The sequence below is a fragment of the Prevotellamassilia timonensis genome (genome assembly GCF_021531665.1).
In the GTDB taxonomy this organism is placed as follows: domain Bacteria; phylum Bacteroidota; class Bacteroidia; order Bacteroidales; family Bacteroidaceae; genus Alloprevotella.
Genome location: NZ_JADYUH010000074.1, coordinates 1 through 11,729, shown reverse-complemented (window position 1 = coordinate 11,729; position 11,729 = coordinate 1). Strand labels below are relative to the sequence as shown.

The window sequence follows — 11,729 nt, the reverse complement described above, 5'->3', positions numbered from 1 at the left end:
AGGCTCCTCCCATATCTCTATACAAATATAATACATTTCGTCGCCAAAAGCAAGAAGTGTTAAAACCGAAAAACCGCCTTGGGTGTGGAAAAGGTTTTCTCCACGAAATCATGGAAGCGACTCCACCTAATTTTTAGAACACCCCATAGAAAAAAGTATGCAGGGAGTGCTGTCTCTTCTTCAGTTTCCCCAAGGGCGATGCTTGAGGTGAGTTGAAGCGGGAATGAGCGCGGAAGACGTCAGAACTGCATGTAGATGAAGGGAGAGAGGTCGTTGCCGCCGAGTTGTTGCACGCACTGCCAAACGAGGAGTCCGCACAGCAACTTTGCCCACCAAGGCAGGCGGATGAAACGGGACTTGAGACGGACAAACGAAGCATGACCGACGAACACACTCAACAAACTGCCCACACAGAGCAAGACCCACAAAGGACGGGCGGTGACAAACGGAAGTAGCATGGAGAAATCAAAAGCGGTGAACACCTGCTTCACCATCGCCCACGCGGAGTCTGCATCGGGCGCACGGAACAAAACCCAAGAAACCATCAAGAAGAGGAAGGTCAAAAGCCACGCCGCCACACTCCTCCACGCTGTCTTCCGCGAAAAAGCGGGGCTTTCTGTTCTGCCCTGCCCCACTCCGGCACTCCTCCACGCTGTCTTCCGCGACAAAGTGGAGGGTCGATTCAGCGAGTGAGAAAAGAGTTTTTGGACGATGAGTCCCACGCCGTGGAGCGTCCCCCAGGCGAAGAACATCCACGAAACACCGTGCCAAAGACCTGCGACCCACATGGTCAGGAGGCAGTTCAGACAGGTGCGGAGTTTGCCTCGGCGGTTTCCTCCGAGCGGGATATAGACATAGTCGCGCAACCAGGAGGAGAGAGAGATGTGCCAGCGGTGCCAAAACTCCGTGAGACTTCGGCTGCGATAGGGGTTTTCAAAGTTGTCGGGAAGTTTCAGTCCCATCATGGCTGCCAAGCCGATGCTGAGGTCGCTGTAGGCAGAGAAGTCGAGGAAGATTTGAATCGTATAGCCCAGCACTGCCACGAGGTTTTCAAATCCGGAAAAGGCGGCAGGCGTGTCAAAGACCCAGTCGTTGAAGACTGCCAAATAGTTCGCCGCAGCCTTTTTCACGAGCCCGAGGAGGAGAAGAAAGAGCCCACCATAAATCCACTCTTTGTCCCACCCCACCCTCTGCTTGAGTTGGGGAATGAGGACTCCGGCACGGGTGATGGGACCGGCGAGAAGGAGGGGAAAGAAGGTGAGATAGAAGGCATATTCACACAGGTCGGTGCGCAGCCGGAACGTGCCGCGCCAAACGTCCACCGTGTAACTCACCGCCTGCAGGGTGAAGAAACCGATGCCGACGGGAATGCCCCACCCTGCCGCCGCAACACTCCATGATGCCGAATCAAAACCGCAGAGGATGGCAAGGGGGGCGGAGAACTTAAACCACAACAAGGGGAGCAGTTCAAGACCCACCGTTGCCACGAGCCAAAGATGACGGTGACGCACACTGCGGGAGAGGAAACGGGTGAGCGTCCAGGAGACCACGGTGACGATGGGGAGGAGAATCGCCAAAGAGAGGGAGGCTTTGTAGGCAAAGAAGAGGTTGAACGCCAGGACATAACTCATCATGGCGTAGCGTCGCGTTTCGGAAAGGAAGACATATCCCACATAAAACGCCACAAAACAAAGCATGAACATCGGCGTACCCAACAACCAGTGGGCATCACCGCCTTGGAGGAAGGAGGAGATCAATGGGCAAAGGTCTATGGTCAACAGTCAATAGTCAACAGGCTATGGTCTATGGGCAAAGGTCTATGGTCTATAGTCTATGGGCAACAGTCTATAGTCAATGGGCAACAGGCTATGGGCAACAGGCTATGGGCAACAGGCTATGGGCAACAGGCTATGGGCAAAGGTCAATAGTCAACAGTCTATAGTCAATGGTCTATGGTCAACAGTCTATGGTCTATGGTCAACAGGCTATGAGCAACAGGCTATGGGCAACAGGCTATGGGCAAAGGTCAATAGTCAACAGTCTATGGGCAATAGTCAATGGTCAATAGTCAATGGTCAATAGTCAATAGTCAATAGTCAATGGTCAATAGTCAATAGTCAATAGTCAATGGTCAACAGTCAATGGGCTATGGTCTATGAGCAACAATCAATAGACAACAGACAATAGTCGGAGGCTGTGAGGAAAGCCAAAGAGGCAAAGAGAAGAGAGAGCGGGAGCAAAAGGGGAAAGCCCGGAAAGGAGCGCGTCAAGGCGGACTGAGCAACACGAGGGTGGCTTTGGTGTCTTTTCCGTTCGGGGGCTTCATTTGAAGCGGGTGGTCACAAAGCGGACTTTCCATCCACACCGCGACGGAGTCCATCCAACGAGCGGCGGCTTGGCGCGTGGGGTGTGCGCCGTCCTTGCGACGCGCAAGGCTCAATCGGCTGCTCTCAAAGAAACGTTGACTGCCCGTCTTGCGGCGAATGAGACGGTTGATGCCCGTGTCGCGCTTCCAATTCGGAGGACCTATCCAACAATAGGGACGCCCGCCGATTTTTCGAAGAATACGGTCCACGTAAGTCTCCTGCTTCCGCAAGTCTTTCAAGAAGAGCTCGTTGCTGCCGAGAGAGAGCACAACGTAGGTCGGACGAAATCGGCGGATGAAATGTTCCAGCGTGTCGGTCTCAGCCCAAAGTTTGGTGGATGAACCATACCACACGACGGTGTAGAGGTCAAAGTGGTTGGCAGCGGCATATTGGCGAAAACGGAAATGCAAACCCTCCACCATGGAGTCGCCAAAGAAGAGGATGACATGGTGGGACGTGTCGGCTGTCGCCACGGACGGCGCAGCGGACACCGTGTCAAGGGGCATCTCAGGCGCCGGGAACCACTGCGTCTGCCGCAACTCATGTCCGTCAAACGCTAAGGGCGCATCCCAAAAAGAATAGGCAAGCGCCAACCCCCAAACGGTCACGAGGAGTAACGACAAGCGATATTTTCGACGAATCTTCTTCATCCTGTTTCAAGTTCAAACGACTCACATTGTGAGAATGAAACTCTTGTCCGAGGCAAAAATAGGAAAAATCTTGCTGTAAATGAAAATATTGCAGTGCCGTAAGGCTCTGACCGGGCGTTTTCGCCGGTTGACCTGACCTCAGCGGCTTATAATTAAGGGGGTGTTCTAAATATATAAGGAATAAAGGGGCGTTCAAAAACGTAATTACATCTTGGTGGCTTCCTTGGCGCGCCGTTTTGTTCGTCTCTTCTGTCACATAAGCCGCCATGCTCCTTCCTCCACTGACAGTAGGTCATCTCAAAGAAAGCAAGAATCAACTCAAACCTAAATTGTAGGACTCCACTTAGTTTTACGTCCCCAAAACTGTCGTTTGGGAGCCCCGCCATGAAGAAACGCCAAAGAAACTGAACAAACAGTTCCGGGCAAGAAGCGCACAAGTGTTCCTTTTTTTGTAAGTTTGCAACGTTGAAGAAATGCACCATAGCGAGCGAGCTTTGTTCCTTTCGTCCACAGCCCTCTCACAAAGGCTTTCAAAGCGGCAGACAATCCGTTCTTTCTTCACAACTTGCGACAGTTTTCAAATTGTCTCACCCGGCAAAAGGGCTGCGCCCGACGACAAGGAACTCAACAAAAATCCGAAACCGACAGCCAAAGCCCCTGCCACAAAAAGAACGGAACCACATGACACACTCCATGCCCTCCCTGCCCTACGGACAGAACGAACTCGCACCTGCCATGAGCGGCGAAACCATCTATTTCCACTACGGAAAACATCTCCAGACCTATCTGGAGAACGTGAACCGACTCAAAAAGGACTCTCCCTTTGCGGAACACACGCTGAAAGAACTGATTCTGAACGCAGACGGCGCACTGCTGAACAACGCAGCACAAGCCTACAACCACATTCTCTTCTTCAAAAACCTCACGCCGCAACCCAAACCGATGCCCTACATGCTCCAGCAAACCATACGCTTCAGCTTCGGCACCGAAAAGGCGTTCCGAGAAGAGTTCACGAAAGCAGCACTGAACCTCTTCGGCTCAGGATGGGTCTGGCTCGCTGCCGACGAATGCAACCGACTCCACATCCTCGCACTGCCCAACGCCGGAAACCCCTACACACACGGCATGACGCCGCTGCTCGCATTGGACGTCTGGGAACACGCCTACTATATTGACTATCGAAACCGCCGGGCGGACTACGTGGAGAACTTCTGGCGCCTCATCGATTGGGAAAGCGTTGAACGCAGACTGACAAAGGAAGACGTCGTCCTCTTCTGGTGACAAAAACACGAAAGTCACTCTGAGAAACCTGCCAACACACAGACGCTACTTGTCTCTCCGTATTTATTTTGAACACAGCAAAACAGTTTACATCGTTTTTTATCAACCATTTTATTCACCCGAAAGACCGCTCCCTTCGGACAGCCGACGAGAAGGTCTCTCACAAAAACACAAAGCATCATGAAAAAATATGTTTGCGTTCCCTGCCAGTGGATTTATGACCCCGAAGTAGGCGATCCCGATGGCGGCATCGCTCCCGGCACCGCTTTTGAAGACATCCCCGAAGATTGGGTTTGCCCCATCTGCGGCGCAGGCAAAGATGCGTTTGAAGTGGTGGAAGACTGATTCCCCGCCTCACGCAAAGCGCAAAATCCCCTTCCGACAACAAAACTCGGAAGGGGATTTTTTGGAGGGTGTGTCAAAATGCACATTTTGGCTTCACCCTCGAAGGTGCGTCAGAATGGCTAAGATGCAAGGCGATGAGGATGAGGGCGCAGGGAGTGTACTGAAGTACATGACCAAGCCCGAATCCGATAGCAACGAAGCAGATTGGCTATTATGACACACCGCCTTTTTTGACCTCAGCGAAGCCACAATGAAATGCCGTTCCATCCGTGTTCACAAAATGGAATGTTCAATGAATCACGTTGAGTTTTGATTTCATTTGAACGCACCGAAATCCATATTTATTGAACTCTCAAAAACAAAATAAGGAACTTAGAAGTTGAAAAATCAAGGCGTTTGCCTAACTTCGCAGCCATGAAAACTGTTTTTCTCGTCGTCGGACGTACCACCGACAAACACATTGAAGCACTCGTACGCGACTATGCGGAACGAGTGACGCACTACGTTCCATTCGAAATGACGGTGATTCCGGAACTCAAAAACGCAAAATCGCTCAGCGAAGAAATGCAGAAAAACCGTGAGGCGGAACTCATCAAAAAGAGTCTGAAAGACGGCGACCGCATCATCCTGCTCGACGAGGGAGGAAAGGAGTTCCGAAGCGTCGAATTTGCCGCACACCTGGAACGAAGCCTGGCGTCACCGGCACGCAGACTGGTCTTCATCGTCGGAGGACCCTACGGATTCGCACCCGACATCTATGCCCTCGCCCACGAGAAACTCTCCCTCTCGCGCATGACCTTCTCCCACCAAATGGTGCGTCTCTTCTTCGTGGAGCAAATCTATCGCGCACTCACCATCCTCCGCGGTGAACCCTATCACCACGAATGAACCAAAGAGAAGACAAGACATATTCCAACCGAAAACCATGTCCCTCCCACTCCGCCTCCTGCTCTGTCCGCTCCTCCTGCTCGTCGCCGCCACGCTGTCGGCACAAGAAAGGAGGTTTCGAATCGTGGAATATAATGCAGAGAATGTGTTCGACACGCTGAGCACGGAAGGACATGCGGACGCGGAGTTCACGCCCGCCGGGGCATATCATTGGAACACGCAACTCTATTGGAGTAAGCTCTCACGCCTCGCCCGCACCATCGCTGCTGTCGGCGGCTTACAACCCGCAGCACTGGTGGCACTCTGCGAAGTGGAAAACGACACCGTGCTGACGCATCTCACACAACTCACTGCCTTGAGAAGACTGGGCTATGACTATGTCATGACGCATTCCAACGATGTCCGCGGTATCAACGTAGCACTGCTCTTTCAGCCGGAACAGTTCGCACTCATTGAACACGATTCTCTCCGCGTCGCACCACCGACCGACAAACTGCGCCCCACACGCGACGTGCTCCACGCGGCGGGACGGCTCGTGACGGGTGACACGCTGGACATCTTCGTCTGTCACCTGCCAAGCCGAAAACAGGGAAAGCCTGCCCTGCGCTTCCGAAATCTCATTGCGCAAGAAGTGAGACGACGCGCCGACAGTCTGATGAACGTGCGCCAACACCCGCTGATTGTCATCACGGGCGACATGAACACACTGCCGAAAGAAAGTCTCTTCAGCCGGCACTTCCGCACGCTCCTGCCCCACAACAACCCGCAGCCTCACGACCTCTTTCTCCTTTCCGCCGACCTGCACACAGCACAGGGCATCCGTGGGACCTATTTCTTCCAAGGGGAATGGAACACGCTGGACCATTTCATCGTCAGCGGCACCATGATGCCAACGCAAAATGAAGTGAATCAACATGCAAACGGGAAAGAAACTGCTTCCTCTCTCCAACTGGCAGAAGAAGCATGCCGCGTGGCTGACTTTGACTTCCTGCTTGAAAGAAGAGGAAAGGATGGCGCACTGAAACCGAAACGCACCTTCCTCGGCACATACTATCACGGAGGTATCAGCGACCACCTCCCCCTCGTCCTCGACCTCGTGCTGAAAATGGAATGAGGAAAGGACATCTGCGGCAAGGAGGAGACAAAAAGTCTAAGAGACTAAGAGACTAAGAGAGGAAGAGAGGAAGAGAGGAAGAGAGAAAAAGACGAAGAGTCTAAGAGACTAAGAGAGAAAAAGACGAAGAGACGAAGAGACAAAAAGTCTAAGAGTCTAAGAGTCTAAGAGTCTAAGACACTAAGACACTAAAAGACAAAAAGACTAAGAGAGGAAGAGAGAAAAAGACTAAGAGACTAAGAGAGGAAGAGAGGAAGAGAGGAAAAGAGAAAAAGAAAAATGTGCTTAGAACTGTAGGACGTTTGCTCCTCCTTATCTCCCCACCACTTTCTCCAAAAAACTCATCAAAGCGTCAAAATAGGGGCGGTCGGTGGAAGGATGCAGGAAGTCACTGCACACGAAATGCTCGTCGCCCTCCGCCACGTAGGTGCTGACCGCAGAGGACGAGGCCTGAGCCGCTGACAACAAACGCTCAAAGCAGACGAAAGGCATCTGCAACGAAATGGGTCAAGCCTACAAAAAGAACACTCAAAAACTGAAATAAGAAGTCCTATTTGGAGGAAGGAACGAAAGATTCGTAGGTTCCGTCGTCAAAAAATACCCTTATCTCCCTAATTTTTCGCATTGGTTTGTCAATAGTTTTCATGTTTTGATAAGAAAAAGCGCGAGCACGAGGATCATAGGAAGTGTCGCGTGGCATTTCCATCGGTTTCTGTGGCTGTTGAGCCCGCAGTTCATGCCCGGGAACGCGCTCCTCGGGAAACAAGGAGAGTGACTCAGGAGAAGAAGTGGATTCCGCCACAGCCGGATTTTTCGTTTCCGAGTTCTCCGCATCGGAAGATTTCGTCATCATCTCGCCTTCTCCAAACATCAGCCAGTTGACGTTTATCTCCGGAAAAGCTCGATGGATGGCAGTCACGTGGTTCCCGGTCGGGTTAGTTCTGCCGGTAAAGATGCTTGACAAGGAGGCGGGAGAGATTCCTAAGGCGGACGCAAAGTCCTGTTGGGACATTTTGGCGTAGTCCATCACGCTGCGAATTCTTTCTTTCATGACTAAAATAGATGAAAAAGCAAGTTTTTGGATGAAAACGAGAAAAAGAGTTTCGGAAAAATAGAACAATTTTCTTGTATTCTTTCCGAACTGCACCTTCCTGACCACCCCTCTGATGAAGAACAGGAGAGAAGAGGAGAAGAAGAGATCAAACGAGCACGCCCGAAGAAGACGCGAAACAAGCACAACTTGAACCATCTCGCTCGTGACCTGTCTCTAAAAAAGGCTGAAACGCCTCTTTTTTGACGTTACAAAGGTAAATACTTCTCCAAAGACTCACAACACAAAACTAAATTATATTTTGAAATCAAGGAAAGATTTGAAAATCTTAATTTGTAAATCGATGGTTTTTACAAAACAAGATTTCCTGCCTTCAAATTTAGATTTACAAACGAAAAGGTAAATTTACAACCTTCCGCTTTTCTTTGATAAAAACACGGAAAGTGGTGGATTACAAGAGAGTTATGAATGATAAGAGGGGAGGATTTACTCTTCAAAAGTTTGTATGCAGTCAAAACGAGCCAATATTCCACCTTTTACTATTTCAAAAACGCGTAAATGGTGAAAATCTGAGACTTAAACCATGAAAAGAACACTGTATATTTATTATTTCACAAAACCAAAACACATTTCTTGATTTGCATTCCAAGATATTTGGTTTTGTTTATCGCAAACTTATTTTTGACTTGTCGAGTTTTGATTTGTGTTTGTAGTTTTTATTTGAAAACAAGGAGGAGTTTTGTTTTGTTTTCTAAATGCTAAGATTTCCTTATTGTAAATTTAGCGGCGGCGGAATCAGCCAAAATTTGAACGATTCGCGTTGAAGCGGGAAGAAGGGCGGCGAGAAGTGTTTGCTGAAATCTCAGAGAGTGAATTTTGAAGGAATTTCCTATTTCACAATTAGTTAAAGCCAAAAAGTTGTGTCAGAAAAAAAGCGCATCCAGAGCGCGGAAGGGGCTAAAAGCGGCGTTTGGGAGGCTTTTTGCCCTTTTCGGACGGCATGAGAAGCAGTATTTTTGAGCTGAAATCAACGAAAAAGAGGAAAACCGGGCATTTTCTGACCTATTTTCTCCGGTTTTTCGTCCAAAGCAGATGACGAGAACAAATCGCGGAACGTTTTCACGGGCAAAAAAGGCGGCATCCGACCGCTCTTTGAGCACAAAAAAGGACGGCGCGTTGGTTTTCCAGGAGTCTCGGGATGGAAGGGAAACGGACAGAAAGAAGAGTTTGGACAGATTCTGAGAGCAAAGAGAAAAACGACGCTTCGGAAAAATAGAACAATTTTCGGCTTTTCCTCGCCTCTTCCCCCACCCGTCTCTTCCGATTCCTCAGGAGGAGCGTTTTTTCGGACAAAAAAAGAGGCGCGACTCACTGCCCTCACAGTGAATCACGCCTTCCTTTTTTCTTTGTGCAAGAAATGTTTTCTTTCAGAAGGATTGAAATTTTGACAGGCTCAATGGAGAATGTAGTACAAAAGTTCTTTCATCAAATCACCGTTGGAAGTGTTTGTGTTCCCCACCCCTTTGCTCCTGGCATCCGTCCTCCGGATTTCAGAAAGGATGTACATCACCTTCACGCCGGAGTACATTTTCATGGCTGGAAGAATGTTTCTCCTGACCTGCCATTCCGTCGCTCCGACCCACTGCGCGATTCCTCGTTCCGACTTTTCCGGCGCATAGTAAGCCAACATCAGCGTGGAGAAGAACTTGAAGAGCGAAGGAAGCACCTTTTGGATGGGATTTTCCTTGGGATTGTTGTCAAAGTATTTCGCAATTTGATTCACCTTCAGCACGTCTTTTTTTCCGATGGCGTCCTGAAGTTCAAAAATATTGAAGTTTTTGGAGACCCCGATGTGGGTGGTGACGAGGTCTGGCGTGACGATTTTTCGTTCCGGCGGCAGGGAAAGGATGAGTTTGTCCAGTTCGCTCGCCAGTCTCTGGAGGTCAGCGCCGACAAACTCCGCCAGCATTTCCGGTGCGCCGGGAGCAGCTGTAGCTCCATGGCTTTGCAGGTAGTTTTTGATGAAGGCGGGAAGTTGGCTGTCATAGAGTTTTTTTGACTCAAAGAGCACGCCCTTCTCTTTGATGAGTTTGACGACTTTCAAGCGTTGGTCAACGGTGCCGTTTTTGTGGCAGAAGATGAGTACTGAGGAGGGCTGCATCTGGCGGAAATAGAATTCCAGACGTTCCAGATGCTGAAGATTTTGGGCTTCTTTGACGAGAATTACGAGGTGTTGCGCCCCCATCGGATAGGCTTTGGCTGCGGTGATGACGGCGTCAATGTCCGTCTCCGCACCGAAAAAGGTGAGCAGATTGAAATCCCGCTCCTCCGGTCGCAGCAGGGTTTCGACGAGCAAGTCCGACAGACGGTCTATGTAGAACGCCTCATCGCCCATGAGATAATAGACAGGTTTGAACTGCCCCGCTTTGATTTCCTTGACGAGTTCCTCAAAGGAAACGCCTGCGGTTTTCTTTTTGTCAGTGGAGGAATAAGCAGCCATCACCATTCATATTTCAAGTGTCTCACAGTTTTTCTTTCGCCAAGAATGAGTTTCATGCACTCGATTCCCAGTGCGACGTGGGTGGCGGCGTAGTTTTCGGTCACCTTTTCATCGCCCTCTTCCGTTTTGATTCCCTCGGGCACCATGGGATTGTCGGACACGAGGAGCAGCGCGCCGGTGGGTATGTGGTTGAAGAAGCCGCAGGTGAAGAGCGTCGCGGTCTCCATGTCCACCGCCATGGCTCGGGTGGAGCGGAGATAGTCTTTGAATGTTTCATCGTGTTCCCAGACGCGTCGGTTGGTCGTATAGACCGTGCCGGTCCAGTAGTCCAACCCATTGTCTCGGAGGGCAGTGGAGACAGCGCGTTGCAACATGAACGCCGGGAGAGAGGGCACTTCGGGCGGGAAATAGTCGTTTGAAGTTCCTTCGCCTCGGATGCCCGCCAGCGGAAGGATGTAGTCTCCGATTTTTGTTTTGTCCGAGATGCCTCCGCATTTGCCAAGGAAAAGACAGGCTTTGGGGCGGATGGCGCTCAGCAAGTCCATGATGAGTGCGGCGTTAGGGCTTCCCATGCCGAAATTTATCATCGTGATGCCGTTGGCAGTGGCAGCGCGCATGTTCGCATTGAAGCTGACCGGTTCGATGCCGTTTTGCTCACAGAACAAATCGACGTAGTTGTTGAAGTTGGTCAGCAGAATGACCTGTCCGAAAGAATCCAGCGGCATTTTCGTGTAGCGTTGCAGCCAGTTGCCGGTGATTTCTTGTTTGGTTTTCATAGAATATAAGGAATATACTGTTCAATTCGTGCAAAACTACAGATATTCCCCGAGATTTTGCGCCACAAAAAAGAAAAGTTGCCGCGTGAAAAGCGTAATTTTGCACTCGTCTCTCCCCCATCCCCTCTATTTCTTCTCATTTTTGACATGACTCCACTCAATCTTCCTCCCGTCACGCTCAAAACGCAGACCTCCGGCGCGCAGACCTCGGTGTTTGACTTTCTGCGCCGCCGCTACGTCCGCCTCACGCCCGAGGAGTGGGTGCGCCAGCATTTCACGCACTTTCTTGTCACCCACAAGCACTATCCTCAGGGGTTGCTTGCCAACGAAGTGACGGTGATGGTCGGCGGCGTGGCGAGGCGCTGCGACACCGTGCTCTATCATCGGCAGGGAGGAAGTCCGAGGATAATCATAGAATATAAAGCGCCCTCCGTCCCCATCACCGCAGCGACGTTCCGACAGGCGTGCTCTTACAACAGCGTCCTCAAGGCGGACTACATTTTCGTCAGCAACGGACTGACGCACTATTGCTGCCGAATCGACTATCACGCCTTCCGCGTGGAATATCTCAATGAGATTCCGGACTACGACGCGCTGTGACGAGAGCCGGAGCGGAAAGTTCGCCCTCCATGAATGTTCACTGATGGGCTCCTAAAATAGAACATTCATTTTTTCATAAAACTTTTATTGCTGTCCGCTAAATCTCAAAAGTGCACAATTTATCATCCCGGAGTCCTCAGAAATAGGACTTCGGGACT

General features: G+C 50.5%; 12 protein-coding genes. 6 read left to right on the top strand and 6 right to left on the bottom strand.

All coding sequences use genetic code 11. The features are described from left to right. Positions 1-239 precede the first annotated feature (239 nt). Together I6E40_RS09905 and I6E40_RS09900 are read right to left on the bottom strand one after the other, a co-directional pair. Positions 240-1,757: an MBOAT family O-acyltransferase gene (locus I6E40_RS09905; protein ID WP_235386879.1), complete on the bottom strand. Its 1,518-nt coding sequence runs from the start codon at positions 1,755-1,757 to the stop codon at positions 240-242. Between the two features lie 509 nt (positions 1,758-2,266). Beyond that, positions 2,267-3,016, bottom strand: coding sequence for an SGNH/GDSL hydrolase family protein (locus tag I6E40_RS09900; RefSeq protein WP_235386878.1), 750 nt, complete (start codon positions 3,014-3,016; stop codon positions 2,267-2,269). Positions 3,017-3,697: 681 nt separating this feature from the next. On the opposite strand from I6E40_RS09900, the gene I6E40_RS09895 reads away from it, so the two are divergent. The 4 genes from I6E40_RS09895 to I6E40_RS09880 all read left to right on the top strand — a co-directional run bounded on the left by I6E40_RS09895 (position 3,698) and on the right by I6E40_RS09880 (position 6,644). Then, on the top strand, positions 3,698-4,297 hold the full coding sequence (locus I6E40_RS09895) for a superoxide dismutase (protein ID WP_235386877.1): 600 nt from the start codon (positions 3,698-3,700) through the stop codon (positions 4,295-4,297). A 180-nt stretch (positions 4,298-4,477) separates the two neighbouring features. After that, positions 4,478-4,642 (top strand): rubredoxin, encoded by a 165-nt coding sequence (gene rd / locus I6E40_RS09890; RefSeq protein ID WP_235386876.1) that lies wholly within the window; start codon positions 4,478-4,480, stop codon positions 4,640-4,642. A gap of 414 nt (positions 4,643-5,056) precedes the next feature. Further along, positions 5,057-5,530, top strand: coding sequence for a 23S rRNA (pseudouridine(1915)-N(3))-methyltransferase RlmH (rlmH, locus tag I6E40_RS09885; protein WP_235386875.1), 474 nt, complete (start codon positions 5,057-5,059; stop codon positions 5,528-5,530). Between the two features lie 37 nt (positions 5,531-5,567). Further along, positions 5,568-6,644: an endonuclease gene (locus I6E40_RS09880; RefSeq protein WP_235386874.1), complete on the top strand. Its 1,077-nt coding sequence runs from the start codon at positions 5,568-5,570 to the stop codon at positions 6,642-6,644. A 312-nt stretch (positions 6,645-6,956) separates the two neighbouring features. Here the strand turns inward: I6E40_RS09880 and I6E40_RS09875 are convergent, their stop codons facing one another. Both I6E40_RS09875 and I6E40_RS09870 read right to left on the bottom strand, forming a co-directional pair. Next, complete coding sequence (locus I6E40_RS09875) at positions 6,957-7,136, bottom strand: hypothetical protein (RefSeq protein WP_235386873.1); 180 nt, start codon at positions 7,134-7,136, stop codon at positions 6,957-6,959. Between the two features lie 58 nt (positions 7,137-7,194). Beyond that, positions 7,195-7,695: a helix-turn-helix domain-containing protein gene (locus I6E40_RS09870; RefSeq protein WP_235386872.1), complete on the bottom strand. Its 501-nt coding sequence runs from the start codon at positions 7,693-7,695 to the stop codon at positions 7,195-7,197. A gap of 27 nt (positions 7,696-7,722) precedes the next feature. On the opposite strand from I6E40_RS09870, the gene I6E40_RS09865 reads away from it, so the two are divergent. Continuing rightward, a complete protein-coding gene (locus tag I6E40_RS09865) occupies positions 7,723-7,941 on the top strand; it encodes a hypothetical protein (RefSeq protein WP_235386871.1) in 219 nt (72 codons plus the stop codon). A 1,207-nt stretch (positions 7,942-9,148) separates the two neighbouring features. Here I6E40_RS09865 and holA read toward each other — a convergent pair. Together holA and I6E40_RS09855 are read right to left on the bottom strand one after the other, a co-directional pair. Then, entirely contained in the window at positions 9,149-10,195 is a 1,047-nt protein-coding gene (holA, locus tag I6E40_RS09860; RefSeq protein ID WP_235386870.1) for a DNA polymerase III subunit delta, read from the bottom strand. Next, positions 10,195-10,971, bottom strand: coding sequence for an AMP nucleosidase (locus tag I6E40_RS09855; RefSeq protein ID WP_235386869.1), 777 nt, complete (start codon positions 10,969-10,971; stop codon positions 10,195-10,197). The genes holA and I6E40_RS09855 overlap by 1 nt, the downstream gene beginning before the upstream one ends. A 147-nt stretch (positions 10,972-11,118) precedes the next feature. Between I6E40_RS09855 and I6E40_RS09850 the strand changes: the two genes are divergently transcribed. Next, on the top strand, positions 11,119-11,571 hold the full coding sequence (locus I6E40_RS09850; protein ID WP_235386868.1) for a type I restriction enzyme HsdR N-terminal domain-containing protein: 453 nt from the start codon (positions 11,119-11,121) through the stop codon (positions 11,569-11,571). The last annotated feature ends 158 nt before the right edge of the window (positions 11,572-11,729 follow it).